This is a genomic window from Mobiluncus mulieris ATCC 35243, from assembly GCF_000160615.1.
Classification (GTDB): domain Bacteria; phylum Actinomycetota; class Actinomycetes; order Actinomycetales; family Actinomycetaceae; genus Mobiluncus; species Mobiluncus mulieris.
This window is the reverse complement of the sequence record NZ_GG668518.1, coordinates 788,967-802,145: the sequence shown is the minus strand read 5'-3', so window position 1 is coordinate 802,145 and position 13,179 is coordinate 788,967. Positions and strand designations below refer to the sequence as shown.

9 protein-coding genes are annotated in these 13,179 nt (G+C 54.5%); 5 read left to right on the top strand and 4 right to left on the bottom strand.

Going from position 1 to position 13,179, the window contains the following annotated elements:
* Nucleotides 1–2 precede the first annotated feature (2 nt).
* The gene (locus HMPREF0577_RS03390) at nucleotides 3–2,423 is read right to left on the bottom strand and encodes an Rne/Rng family ribonuclease (RefSeq protein WP_169764718.1); all 2,421 of its coding nucleotides are present in this window, start codon (nucleotides 2,421–2,423) and stop codon (nucleotides 3–5) included.
* A gap of 381 nt (nucleotides 2,424–2,804) precedes the next feature.
* On the opposite strand from HMPREF0577_RS03390, the gene HMPREF0577_RS03385 reads away from it, so the two are divergent.
* The 5 genes from HMPREF0577_RS03385 (at nucleotide 2,805) to HMPREF0577_RS03365 (ending at nucleotide 10,746) form a co-directional block, all read left to right on the top strand.
* The gene (locus HMPREF0577_RS03385) at nucleotides 2,805–4,436 is read left to right on the top strand and encodes a cytochrome ubiquinol oxidase subunit I (RefSeq protein ID WP_004012274.1); all 1,632 of its coding nucleotides are present in this window, start codon (nucleotides 2,805–2,807) and stop codon (nucleotides 4,434–4,436) included.
* Between the two features lie 14 nt (nucleotides 4,437–4,450).
* Complete coding sequence (cydB, locus tag HMPREF0577_RS03380; protein WP_004012273.1) at nucleotides 4,451–5,614, top strand: cytochrome d ubiquinol oxidase subunit II; 1,164 nt, start codon at nucleotides 4,451–4,453, stop codon at nucleotides 5,612–5,614.
* Between the two features lie 98 nt (nucleotides 5,615–5,712).
* Entirely contained in the window at nucleotides 5,713–7,509 is a 1,797-nt protein-coding gene (gene cydD / locus HMPREF0577_RS03375; RefSeq protein WP_004012272.1) for a thiol reductant ABC exporter subunit CydD, read from the top strand.
* Nucleotides 7,506–9,446, top strand: a complete 1,941-nt coding sequence (gene cydC / locus HMPREF0577_RS03370; RefSeq protein ID WP_004012271.1) for a thiol reductant ABC exporter subunit CydC — start codon at nucleotides 7,506–7,508, stop codon at nucleotides 9,444–9,446. Before cydD ends, cydC begins: the two co-directional genes overlap by 4 nt.
* Entirely contained in the window at nucleotides 9,439–10,746 is a 1,308-nt protein-coding gene (locus HMPREF0577_RS03365; RefSeq protein WP_004012270.1) for a sensor histidine kinase, read from the top strand. Before cydC ends, HMPREF0577_RS03365 begins: the two co-directional genes overlap by 8 nt.
* Before the next feature lie 73 nt (nucleotides 10,747–10,819).
* Here HMPREF0577_RS03365 and HMPREF0577_RS03360 read toward each other — a convergent pair whose 3' ends face one another.
* Genes HMPREF0577_RS03360 through rnc form a run of 3 tightly spaced genes read right to left on the bottom strand, consistent with a single transcriptional unit; the run spans nucleotide 10,820 to nucleotide 13,159 of the window.
* The gene (locus HMPREF0577_RS03360; RefSeq protein ID WP_004012269.1) at nucleotides 10,820–11,473 is read right to left on the bottom strand and encodes a response regulator; all 654 of its coding nucleotides are present in this window, start codon (nucleotides 11,471–11,473) and stop codon (nucleotides 10,820–10,822) included.
* Complete coding sequence (mutM, locus tag HMPREF0577_RS03355) at nucleotides 11,473–12,381, bottom strand: bifunctional DNA-formamidopyrimidine glycosylase/DNA-(apurinic or apyrimidinic site) lyase (protein ID WP_036342251.1); 909 nt, start codon at nucleotides 12,379–12,381, stop codon at nucleotides 11,473–11,475. The genes HMPREF0577_RS03360 and mutM overlap by 1 nt, the downstream gene beginning before the upstream one ends.
* Nucleotides 12,374–13,159: a ribonuclease III gene (gene rnc / locus HMPREF0577_RS03350; RefSeq protein WP_004012267.1), complete on the bottom strand. Its 786-nt coding sequence runs from the start codon at nucleotides 13,157–13,159 to the stop codon at nucleotides 12,374–12,376. The genes mutM and rnc overlap by 8 nt, the downstream gene beginning before the upstream one ends.
* Between the last annotated feature and the right edge of the window lie 20 nt (nucleotides 13,160–13,179).

Genomic DNA, 13,179 nt, shown 5'->3' with positions numbered 1-13,179 from the left:
GGTTAGTTACCGGAAACGACGATATCTGCCCCGGTGGAATCGGTATTGATTACCCCGGTAGACACCGCGCGACGGTGGCGTCGCCGGGTCGGAGTGGTTCCAGGCACAGCGCTGGAGGTGATTTCTCGCTTGGTTTCCCCGGCAGTTAATGCGGGTTTCTCTTTGGCGCGCTCCAGTTCCTTGGCAGAGCGTTTCTTGGCAGTGGTTTTCGTCGGAGCTTTTGTTGCGATAGCAGTGTCCGTGTCAGCAGCGGTGGTGATTTCGCTAGATTCACTAGTTTGCACCCCCCCAGCGGATTTAGTTTTCTTTGTAGCACCGGATTTGCCTTTTGTCGTGGTGGCCTGGCTTTCCGTGGGTTCTTCTTGGGCATGAGCCGCCGCCGCAATCCCCGCCATGGTCTGGCGTACTTCCGGCTTGGTTTCTTTTACCGACTTGGCAACGTTGCGCTTCCGGTTCGTAGCGCCCCCCGAGGAACCTCGACGATTAGAATGTTTCACCACGTCTTCCGGGGCTTGCCCGTTGTTTTCGACCGGTACATCGTGGACAATGAACCCGCGCCCATCACAGCATTCACACTGGGTGGAAAAGGCCTCTACCAGGCCTTGCCCAACACGCTTGCGGGTCATCTGTACCAGCCCCAGCGAGGTTACCTCAGTGACTTGGTGGCGGGTACGGTCACGCCCCAAACATTCCACCAGGCGGCGTAACACCAGGTCACGGTTGGATTCAATCACCATGTCTACAAAGTCAATCACCACGATGCCGCCGATGTCACGCAGCCGCAGTTGCCGCACGATTTCTTCGGCGGCTTCAAGGTTATTCTTGGTCACGGTTTCTTCCAAGGTGCCACCCGCCCCGATGTAGCGCCCTGTGTTCACATCAATCACTGTCATGGCTTCGGTACGGTCGATGATTAGATAACCACCGCTGGGCAGCCATACCTTGCGTTCAAAGCCCTTGGCTAGTTGTTCATCAATGCGATGAGCCGCGAACACATCGGAATCGTCTTCCCAAAAATGCAGCCGCTCTCCCAGTTCCGGGGACAATTCCTTGACATACTTGGAAATCGTGTGCCATGCTTCTTCGCCTTGAATGGTCAGGCTGGAAATATCTTCGTTAAAGATGTCACGCACTACCCGTACCGCCAGTTCCGGTTCAGCATGCAACAGTTGCGGAGAGTTTCGTGGCCGGGCACGTTTCTTTTCAATGTCTTCCCAGATTTTTACCAAACGCTCCACGTCAACGCGCAGCTGTTCCTCGGTGGCTCCCTCGGCAGCAGTGCGCACAATCACCCCGAAACCAGCGGGAATCATGGTTTTCAGTACTGTCTTGAGACGTTTACGTTCCTCTTCTGGTAGTTTGCGTGAAATCCCAGTCATTGCCCCACTGGGAACCAAAACCAGGTGGCGCCCCGCCAGAGTTATCTGGGAGGTCAAACGCGCCCCTTTGTGGCCGATTGGATCCTTGGTTACCTGGACTAGCACCATATCTCCGGGACTAAGTGCTTCCTCGATACGTCCAGTTTTCGAGTTCAGCCCCGCTGCGTCCCAGTTCACTTCCCCGGCATAGAGTACCGCATTGCGTCCCTTGCCGATATCAACAAAAGCGGCCTCCATCGAGGATAAGACATTTTGAACCTTACCCAGGTAAACATTGCCCACCATGGTGGTTTGGGTGTGGCGCGACACGTAGTGTTCCACCAACAGCCCATCTTCCAGCAGCGCGACTTGATTCAAGCCATCACGCCCCCGAACTACCATTTCACGTTTAACACTGTCGCGACGCGCCAAAAATTCGCTTTCAGTGATGGGGGTGCGTTTACGTCCCTCTTTACGTCCGGCCTTGCGTCGGATTCTTTTGGCCTCCAAACGGGTGGAGCCTTCCAAGGCTTGGACTTGCGAGTCATTTTCAGTATCGGCATCACTACGAATGCGACGGCGGTGACGGCGTGTCACCTCGTTTTCCGTCGCGGTACCGGTACCGTGTGGGTCTTCCGTTTTACTGGTGCGACTGCGCTTGCGTTTGGTTGTGGTGGCGGTTTCACCGCTGTCGATGCTGGTAGAATCGCCTTTGTCGCTACTCTTTGCAACCTTTTCAGCAGCGTTATCAGAGGAATCGTCGTTTTTACGCCGGTTTTTCTTGGTTTCTGAGGATTTTTTGGACTCACTAGCTATTTTAGCTTCACTAGTGTTGTCTTTTTCATCATTTTCAGAACTGGAATTACGCTGCCTTTGGCGGGTGCGTGTCGTTTTTTTTGCGGTTTCATGAGTTGCATCCCCATTTTCCGCCGTAAAACTTGAAAAATCAGGTGCCTGGAACAATAAATTCGCGGCTGCGAGAGCCTGAGCATTACTCTTTTTGGCCGCAGCTTGCCCGGATTTTTCCGCAGCATCGCTGGTTTTTGATTCAACTGTCTTATTCACTTGAACTCCTTTGCCTCCGCCTTGCAACCCCAAGCGAGGCAAAACATCGTCGCCCCTGGATTCAACCAGGAACGGAAGTCTTTGATGGGGACTCAGAACCGCTGTATCTCAAGAGATTACGGTGGATATCAACTGTCTATCCGTTCTGGTGTTGGTTGCCTACACCAGCTTTACCCATGGACTCATACTAGCGCATCGGGAAGAAATCTGCTCCCAAAAGCAACCCGAGGCTCGGAAATTCACCTATTGGTAAAATTTTAGGGTAAATTATGTTCCAACTCAGGATTTTCTGGCTCCCCCAGGGGATAAAAAGAATTTCTAGAGCCAAATGCAATTTCTACTAACTCTACGGAAAGGCGGATTAAGGTGACCGTCGTCTCGATGGGGCTGCTTGACAGCCTCGATTTGGCGCGGTGGCAGTTCGGTGTAACTACCGTCTACCACTTCATCCTGGTTCCGTTCACCATCGGCATGTCCTTGCTGGTAGCACTTATGGAGACACTGTGGTACCGCACCGGCAAGGAGTACTGGCTGAAGGCGACACGGTTCTTTGGAAAACTGTTCCTTGTTAACTTTGCCTTGGGTGTTGCCACCGGCATCGTGCAAGAGTTCCAGTTCGGCATGGGCTGGTCTGAGTACTCTCGCTTTGTCGGCGACATCTTCGGCGCTCCCCTAGCTTTTGAGGCTTTACTCTCATTCTTTATGGAGTCCACATTCCTCGGCGTGTGGATTTTTGGCTGGGGCAAGATTTCAAAGAAAGCTCACGTCGTGGTGGCCTGGCTGGTTATGGCCGGGGTCAACACGTCTATGTTGTGGATTATTGGCGCAAACTCCTGGATGCAGCGCCCGGTCGGGGCAGTTTTCAACCCCGAAACCGGCCGTGCAGAACTGAATGGGGCGCTGGCTTTCTTTTCAGTGGTGACTAACTCAACCATGTGGTTGGCAGTACTCCACGTTGTGACTTCCTCTATTCTCTTAGCCGCCACCGTAGTGGCCGGAATCTCCATCTGGTGGATGGTTCGTGCCGCTAGCCAGGGTGGTATCGGTGAAACCGAGGCTCGGGAAGTGTGGCGTCCAATCGCCCGTTGGGGCATGACTATCATGCTGGCAGCCGGCCTGTTGACGGTGGCTTCCGGCCACCTCCAGGGACAACACCTGGTGTACTACCAGCCCGCTAAGATGGCAGCCGCTGAGGGGCTGTGTGCGGGTGAATCCGGCAACTTGGCTTTGTTCGCCTTTTCGGAATGCCCTGATCCAGTCCTCAAAGAAGGCGCCGGGGAAAATAACGGCTCGAAGTACGAAGTAACCGAAATCGGTATCGGCCGAATTCCGGGCTTGCTCGGTTTCGTGGCACACAACTCTTTCTCGCGTACCATCGCTGGTGTTGCGGATTCTTCGGATCGTACCCAGGCTATGTTGGAAAACGCCCAGAAATACTTCAAAGATAAGGCTCCCAACATTGACACCACCAATACCTCTGGCTTACGCGGTAAAGGTGATGTGGCCGGTTATTCTTGGGCAAAGTATGCGCCCTCGGTCTTGCCGGTGTTCTGGTCTTTCCGTCTGATGATGGGGGTAGGTATTTTCATGGCTGCTTTGGCCATGTTAGGTCTATACCAGACTCGGGGCGGTCGGGTTTCCACTTCGCGTGGCTTGAAGAATCTCGCCTTGATTACCCTCCCGATGCCATTCCTCGGCGTTACGTTCGGCTGGATTATGACGGAAATTGGGCGTCAACCCTTCATCGTTTACCCCAACCAAGATTCCTTCGATAAGAACTTGACAGCAACAGATCCCGGAGCGGGCGTGTATATGCTGACTGGCGATGGCCTGTCCGGCGTGGTTAACCCTATCGAGTTCCTCATTTCGTTGGTATTGTTTACCCTGCTATACCTAGGTCTGGGCATTATCTGGTTCAAGCTGTTGGTGCGTTACTCCAAGGAGGGCATCAACACTCCGGCTTCCGATGGCGGCCCCGTGGCTCCATCCCAAGAACTCTCATTCGCCTACTAAGGAGGATTTGATTCATGGCAATAATATTGCAAATACTATGGTTTATCTTGGTTGCCGTCCTCTGGGCTGGATACTTGATTCTAGAAGGCTATGGCCTTGGCACCGGGATGCTGATGCGTATTATCGGCAAGAGCGACACCGAGCGCGGTCAGATTGTACGTTCGATTGGTCCACACTGGGATGGTAACGAGGTGTGGCTTCTAACCGCTGGAGGTGCCACCTTTGCATCCTCGCCAGAGTGGTACGCTGTGATGTTCTCCGGTATGTACCTGGCGTTATTCCTGATTCTAGTGTGCTTGATTGTCCGAATTTCAGCTATTGAATGGCGCAATAAGGTAGACAGCGAATCCTGGCGTAACAAGTGGGACTGGGGACACACCATCAGCGCCTGGCTGGTGCCGATTCTGCTAGGAACCGCCTTCGGTAATCTGGTTTCCGGGATGATGATCGCAGTGGTTGATCCCAAGCAACCCTTTACTCCCATCCCCCCTGATGAGATTGACCCATCAAAGCACGTTCATAACCTGATTGGGTTAGGCGATATGCCACTGGGACAGTTGCTGTCATTGTTCTACAATGTTCCCAGTCCCATCAACGGCGTGTTCAATCTCTTGGGCGGTCTGGTGATTGCCTCGCTGTGCTTGACTCAAGGCGCTTTGTTCCTCTCATTGAAGACCACCGACGAAGTTCGCGAGCGTTCCGAGGCTTTGGCTCCCAAACTGGCTTTGGTTTCCACCGCGCTGACCGCTGTCTTCGCCATCTGGGGAACCTTCGCCTACATGGGTGCAGGCTTCATCTTCGCCTTGATTTTCTTGGTGATTGCGGCCGTGTGCCTGATTGTGGGGCTATTCTTCGCTTTCCAGCGGAGCATCGGCAAGGCTTTCATCTTCAACAGCGCCGGGGTTGCCTTCGCCGTAGCGTGGGTATTCGCTATGATTTTCCCCTACGTGATGAAGTCCTCGATTAACACCGAGAAATACTCCTTAACCATCTGGGAGTCTTCCGCCACACCTGGCACCCAAATAGTGATGACCATCGCGGCCGTCATTCTAGTGCCCGTGGTGCTGGGATACACCATTTGGTCCGTGTATATGTTCCGGTCTCGCATTAGCCCAGGTACCCCTGGTGGTTTGGAACCTGGAAAGATTCGTGAAGGAGCAAACTTCCTAGTGGGTTAGTTTTTCTGGCCACATTTTTGTTGGGCTCGGCTGTAAAGCCGAGCCCAACAGTTTTTACACAAATAGATTATTTCTTCGGTTTATGACAATGTTAAGGTGTGAAACCACTAGACCCGAGACTCATGAAATACGCGAAAAGCGCGCGTGGATATATCATCTTCATCACGGTATTAGGATTTCTTTCCGCAGCCTTGATTATCGGCCAGGATTTGCTGATTGCTAACGCGGCCTCAGCGGTAATCAGCCACCATGTCGGTTTCGAAGTAATCACCCCAACCTTGCTAGGACTGCTGGGAGTGCTGATTGCCCGAGCCACTACCCTGTTGATTCGCCAGTGGTTCGGCCACCGTGCCGCCAGCGGCGCTATCCAGGAACTACGGGGCAAAGTGTTGACGCACGCCACTAAACTCGGTCCGCGCTGGCAAACCCAACATGCCCAAGACACGGTTACCACTGTGGTGCAGGCACTGAAAGATCTCGACGCATACTTTGTGTTCTTCCTGCCGCAACTCTTACTTTCAGCGACCGTAACTCCCGCAACATTGTTGGTGATTTTGATTCTGGATTGGCCCAGTGCCATCGCCACGGGAATCACTATCCCTCTTATCCCCCTGTTCATGATTTTGATTGGGAAACTGACCCAAGAGTATGCCGATAAGCGTTTGGCCTCTATGAAACGTATGGGGGGGCAATTGGTGGATTTGCTGGCCGGATTAGCCACTCTGAAGGCTCTGGGACGCGAAAAAGAACCCGCCCGTCAGGTGAAAAGTGTGGGCTATGAATACACGCGTTCCACCATGGCAACTCTACGGGTTGCCTTCATGAGCGGCGGAGTGCTCGAGTTCCTCACCACCCTGTGTGTGGCTATTGTCGCCGTAGAGGTCGGCTGGCGGATGCTGGGCGGGCAACTGAACCTGTTTACCGGTCTAGTGGTGATTATGCTCGCCCCCGAAGTTTTCGAACCGCTACGGCAGGTGGGCAAGCAGTTTCACGCTTCCTCCGACGGAGTCACCGCTGCGGAAGCCGCTTTTACTATTTTAGAGGTTCCCCTGCCGGAAACCGGCACCCAAACAGCTCCGAATTTGGAAACCGCCACCTTGAAATTAAAAGACGTTGGGGTGAAAGCCCGGGGAATGTGGGCTCCAGCCTCGCTTAACGCTTTGATAGAGCCAGGAAAGATTTACGCACTCTCTGGACCGAGCGGGGCTGGGAAAACTACCACTGCTATGAGCCTACTAGCCCTGCAGACCCTGGATTCGGGGACAATAACCGTGCAAGATACCACTGGTTCCCAGACGGATTTGCGGGATATAGACCCGGCCTCCTGGTGGAAACAATGCGCCTGGGTACCACAAAATCCCGCCATTCTGCCCGGGACAGTGTTAGAAAACCTGGGCGAAAGCGGCACAAACCCAAGTCCGCAACTCATGAAAGCGGCACAAACCACTAAGTTCGCCGAAGTAGTTGAGTCACTATCCGCTGGGTGGCATACCAAACTTGGAGCGGGTGGGGTCGGACTGTCGGTGGGGCAACGGCAACGCTTGGCACTGACCCGAGCCCTGGTTAATACCGCCCAGTTCATCGTTTTGGACGAACCCACGGCACATCTAGATGCCAGTCTGGAAACTCTGGTAATCGAAGGGATTCGCGCTCTAAAGGCCTCTGGGAAAACCGTGGTGGTCATTGCACACCGTCAAGCCGTGTTGAACCTAGCCGATGAAATCATCCCCGTCACTACCAGGGAATTCACCCCCGCCGAGAAAGAAGCCCAGATTCTCGCTGAACAAGCCGCGAAACCAAAACCGCGTCCCCGACGGCGCAAACCCGACGGGCGGGAAGACCTACCACCCCTAATATTGAATCTTGACTTTGCTGACGCGGAGGTAAGTGCATGAACCGGCTCCAGAAAACTACAAAAAAAACCGTAAAGGTCAGTCCTTTCATGACCCGCCAGGAAATCCGCAGTCTGAAACTGACTTATCGAATGATGCACCTGAAACACGGGAATATGTCCTTGGCTATCGGCCTGGGTGTGCTGACTTTGGTCAGCGCCATCGGACTATCGGTGATTGCCGCGTGGATGATTGCGCGTGCCTCTCAACCCGACGCACTGTGGATGGACTTGGCGATAACCGCCGTATGCGTACGTATGTTCGGGATTGGGCGGGCATTGTTTCGGTATTTGGAACGACTGGCCTCGCATAAGGTGGCGCTGGTGGGAGTCGCGAACCTGCGCCACACCGTGTACCGAATTCTGGCCGATCGCCCCACCAACAATATTGCGGCTTTACGACGGGGCGAAATTTTGGCACGTACCGGGGGGGATGTCGACTCCGTAGGGGATTTCGTTGTGAAATCGGTATTACCGGTAACAGTGACGGCAATAACCGGATTGGGCACCGTGATTCTTTTTGCTTTTTATTCCCCTCTGGCTGCCCTAGCTTTGGCACTGTGTCTGCTGCTGGCCGGAGTAGTGGGACCGATGTTAACGATTCGATCCGCCCGAATTGCCGAATTGGCGGCGCAACACGCCCAAATCGAGCTCAGCGCCAGTGCCCAAACCCTGTTGATGAACGCCCCGGAATTGGCAGTTTCCGGACGGCTGGCCGAAGCTAAGGAACACCTTGAATCAGTGGAACAAGACATTCAAGCTTTGAAAGACCAGGCTGCGAGACCCGCTGCCATCGCCAGTTTCATTGATAACTTTGCGATGGGTTTGGCGGTACTGTGCGGGTTCCTGATTGGGACTCCCCTGGTGTTATCCGGCCAACTGTGGGACGTAAATCTGGCAATTTTAGTGTTGGCACCGCTGGCCGCTTTCGAAGGCACCGCCCAGTTGGCACCCGCTGCGGTACAACTGGTTTCCTCCGGGGCGGCAACCTCGCGACTGGTGGAACTGATGGGGGGAGAGAAATCAGTCGAAGCCGCCCTAGAACGGATACAGCGCGAAGACCAAGAAGAAGCTCTGACAGCTAGTCACCCAGTGGTGGTTATACCGTCTGATGAAGCTGACACCGCTGGCGCGAAAAAATCTGGAAGCACCGCTGCCACTGACGCAGCGTCAACGGTGGAAATAGAACCGGTTTTAGTTGCGCAAGACCTCGCTATCGGATGGCCGGGTGGCCCAGTGGTAGCGCATGGTATCAATCTGGAACTGCGCCCTGGTAAAGCATTGGCTGTGGTGGGGCAATCAGGAATCGGTAAATCCACGCTACTGTACACCCTAGCGGGATTGATTCAGCCCGTTTCCGGCACCCTAACTCTGGGGGGAAAACCTCTGAGCGAGATTCCTCGCGAAGATGTCGCCACCACGATTATTATGACCGCCGAGGATGCCCATATTTTCCAAACCTCCGTCTTAGAGAACATCCGGGTCTCCCGGAATAATGTGGGATCGGTAGAAGCCGAGAAACTCATGATACAAGCTGGGATGGGAACCTGGCTACAAGCCGCCCCACGCGGCCTAGAGACCACCCTGGGGATGGATGGTGCCGCACTGAGCGGCGGAGAACGACGCCGCATCCTCCTAGCACGCGCCTTGGCATCCCCGGCGCGACTGCTAGCCTTAGATGAGCCAGGGGAACATTTGGACGGAGAAATGGCCGACCAGCTAGTGGGCGATTTGCTGACCACCGGAAAAAGCGGGGAACGCGGGGTACTGCTGGTAACCCACCGTTTATCCGCATTAGGAGCCGCCGACGAGGTACTGGTGATGGCCAAAACCGAAACAGGAGGCACCACCGAGGTTATCGCTCGCGGAACCCACGCTGAACTGGTTGAACGACAAGCGGAATACCGCTGGGCTTTGGAACAGGAAAAAACCTATGTCTGAAAAGCACCATCCATCCGAAGCAGAAACCAAAGAAACCCTGGAAACCTTGCGGTTGAAACTGGAAACCTCAAACCGTTACAACGAGATGAGCCAACGTATCACCGTGGCGCTACTGGAAGACACCGACGAAGAAGCTGCCCTGCGTTTGATTTGCCGCTCAGCCTTGAAAGCTGCCCAAGCCGACACAGCCCTGATTGTGTTGCCGAGTTTAGGCGGCAAGTACATCAGCGAGATTACCGCCGGAGAAGCCCAATCAGAAATGCTCGGACTCGAATTTCCTCCCGAAGGACGTGCCCAACAGGTGATTCACTCCAATGTGGGCATAATCGTGCCCTCGATGGAACGTGCCCATTCTTTGCGTATCCCCGCCCTGTCGCGATTCGGAGCCGCACTCTACGCCCCGATGAGCAACCACGGGATAGCCACCGGGGTCATTATCCTGTTCCGTAATCCAGGTAAACCCGAGTTCACCGAGCCAGATTTGAAGGCCGCCGCAGATTTGGCGAAAAAAGCCACCCTTGCATTACGTCTGTCCGCTATCCGCCACGCCGAGGATCGCGCCACCCTGCTGGAGCAACGCCAACGCATCGCCCGGGATTTGCACGACCTAGCAATACAACAACTCTTTGCCAGTTCTCTCCAGTTACAATCCCTGAAAAGTGACCTGGAATCTGGGAAAATCGCCGACGATGATGTATCGAAAACACTCGACCTGGCCTTGACGGCAGTAGGGGAATCCATCAGCCAGATTCGCCGCATCGTCAGCAGCCTGAAAGACGCGGATGCCTCCGAACTGGATTTGGTGGGAGGTCTGGGACACGAAACCTCGTTAGCTCGACGATCCCTAGGTTTCGCGCCCTCACTGGTATTGAAACTGAACAACGAGCTGTTCCGAAAAGACAATACTCACGAACTACAAGCTCGCTTGGCTGGAATCCTTGACGACAACCAAATAGCCGATGCCATCGCCGTGGTACGGGAAGGACTTACGAATGTGGCTCGTCACGCCCACGCCACCGAAGTAATGGTTGAAGCTCAAATCTGGACAGATTCCAAACTAGCACCTCATGATTGCCCCCGAATCAGCCCCAATGTACCCCTGAAAACCGAAAAAAACGGCTTAATGCGCCTCGAGATTACCGATGACGGAGTGGGACTGGAAAAAACTGTGGGACGGCATTCTGGGCTGTCCAATATGGCGGCACGTGCCTCGGTGTATTTCGGACAGATGAACCTGGAAAACCGCGACGATGGAGTGCGAGGCGCGAAACTGACCTGGTGCATTCCCCTGAGCGCGTAATCGACTATATGGTAGTAACATCCTTACGATTGAAACAAAACGTAGCGGATAACGGATAACACCCGCAGTGTATTTAACGCACTGAAGGCTGTCTCCAGGCGGCAGCCTTCTGAGAAGCCACCCACGCGGCCACCTGGGTACGCCGCTGCAAGCCCATCTTGGAAAGCAACGCGGTAATGTGATTCTTGACAGTTTTCTCGGCCACTCCCAAGGATTCACCAATCTCGCGATTCGAAAGCCCGTCGCCAATCAAATTCAAGATTTTTCGCTCCGTCGGAGTCAGACTCTCGGTGGGGTCGGCATGCTTGGAAGATGAACGCGTCACGGTGCGTTCATCGAGCAGTGTCCGCCCAGCAGCCACGGCCTTGATAACATTGGCAATCTCGACTCCAGCCACGGTTTTCAACAGATACGCCGCCGCCCCTACTTCGAGAGATTCCGCCAAAGCCGCATCATCATCAAAAGAAGTCAAGACGATACAACGTGATTCGGGCACTAAAATCCGCAGTTGTCCCATCAAGTCAATCCCGGTACCGTCCGGCAACTGCAAATCCACCAACACCACGTTGGGATTAGCCAGTTCCGCGCGCGACAGGGCTTCGCTGACACTACCGGCCTCTGCCACTACCACCAGCCCTTGGGCACGATCCACAATTTCCGCAATGCCACGGCGCACAATCTCGTGGTCATCAACAATCATCACACGAGTCTCGGCGGGTTCAATCATTAATCAGCCTTTCTTACTGCGGGGTGATGTGCGGGCGTGCAGTGCGCGCAAAACACCGTAGCTCGCCCGTCTAGCACTATCTTATCCAGAGCCTGGCCACACTGATGACAAGCCTGGCCGCCACGACCATAAACCTGCAGCTCCGAAGCGAAATCCCCGGGATTGCCCCACGAATCCACATACAGCTGGTCAAAAGACGTACCCCCAAATTCCAGGGCGTGGCGCATGACACTAGCGGCAACCTCTAGCAGGTTACGCAAATCCTCCCCACTCAGATTCTTCGCCAAGGTCGCAGGATGAACCCCCGCCGCAAACAGGGTTTCATCAGCATAAATATTCCCGATTCCAGACACCGTTGCCTGGTCAAGCAACTTAGTTTTAATCGCGCGGCGCGAGCTTCGCAGCCTCGATACAACCCAGCTCACATCCAAATTCGGATCGAGCACATCACGGGCAATATGGCCTAGACCCGCAGGCAGCAGTGCCTGCTCGGTTCCCATCCCGCCTGGAGCCCCATCAGTCGTGGGCTCCAAGGCGCGAACCTCGGTATGACCAAAGGTGCGCTGGTCACAAAACACCAGTTCCAATCCGTTATCTAGGGTGAAGCGCAATCGCTCATGCGGCAAAGCGGTTATATCCCCAGCTGCCAGGCGTAACTGTCCCGACATGCCCAAATGGAAACACCAGGCGGTTTGATTCCCGGAAAGCTCCAACCACAGAAATTTGCCCCGGCGTGATACTGATTCAAGTCGCTTTCCAACTAGCAACTCATGAAACCGCGAAAACCCGCCCGGCTGGAAACGTAAGCTACGCGGATGCGTTGGGGCACTTACGGCGGTAACGCACGTGTTCAAGAGGTGCGAGCTAAGATTGCGGCGAATCGTCTCTACTTCAGGCAATTCAGGCATCAGGATTCCCACCCGGGAACAAATCCTGGCGGATTTCCGAGCCGACTACCTCGGGACAGCGTTGCGCCAAAGTGGCGACAGCAGCTTCGGCCGCCTGATGTTCCGCGATTTTTTTGGAACTCCCCTGTCCTTCTCCCCAGTTCTCACCCTCCACCAGAGCCTGAGCCGAAAAATGCTTTTGATGATCGGGACCGGTCGCGACCACCTCGTAGGTGACCTCGCCCAAATCGGCAGCACTGAGTAGCTCCTGGAGCGTTGTTTTCCAGTCCAAGGTAACCGCACGGCGCGGTGCATTACGCAAGAAACGTCGCAAATGACGCTCTACCACTACCCGGGTCACAGACAGGCCACAAGACAGAAAAGTTGCCCCAATCAAAGCTTCGAGGGTGTCCGAGAGAATCGAATCCTTGTCGCGACCGCCCTGACGATCCTCGCCCACTCCCAGTCGTAAGTACTCTCCCAAGTGGATTTTTCGTGCCACCTCAGCCAGGGGGGTTTGGGAAACCGTGGCCGCACGCATTTGCGCCAAAGTGCCCTCCGGTTCGTCGGGGAAATTCCGATAAAGATATTCCGTGACGATAATCTGTAACACTGCGTCCCCCAGGAACTCGAGACGCTCATTGGTTCCGCGCGACCCAGTTTTGCCGTGTTCATGCGAAAAAGACCGATGGGTCATTGCCAAAACCAATAAATCTGGGGCAAGACGCTCACCCCACGCCTCTAATAAGGGCTCCAAGGTATCCAGTTTTGACGCAGCGGAGGTAGCATCGAGTTGCATCGCGCGGTTTATAGCTGTTC

Coding starts and splice junctions, on each gene's coding strand:
- HMPREF0577_RS03385 (WP_004012274.1), top strand. CDS start 2,805: ATGGGGCTGCTTGACAGCCTCGATTTGGCGCGGTGGCAGTTCGGTGTA.
- cydB (WP_004012273.1), top strand. CDS start 4,451: ATGGCAATAATATTGCAAATACTATGGTTTATCTTGGTTGCCGTCCTC.
- cydC (WP_004012271.1), top strand. CDS start 7,506: ATGAACCGGCTCCAGAAAACTACAAAAAAAACCGTAAAGGTCAGTCCT.
- HMPREF0577_RS03365 (WP_004012270.1), top strand. CDS start 9,439: ATGTCTGAAAAGCACCATCCATCCGAAGCAGAAACCAAAGAAACCCTG.
- HMPREF0577_RS03360 (WP_004012269.1), bottom strand. CDS start 11,473: ATGATTGAACCCGCCGAGACTCGTGTGATGATTGTTGATGACCACGAG.
- mutM (WP_036342251.1), bottom strand. CDS start 12,381: ATGCCTGAATTGCCTGAAGTAGAGACGATTCGCCGCAATCTTAGCTCG.
- rnc (WP_004012267.1), bottom strand. CDS start 13,159: ATGCAACTCGATGCTACCTCCGCTGCGTCAAAACTGGATACCTTGGAG.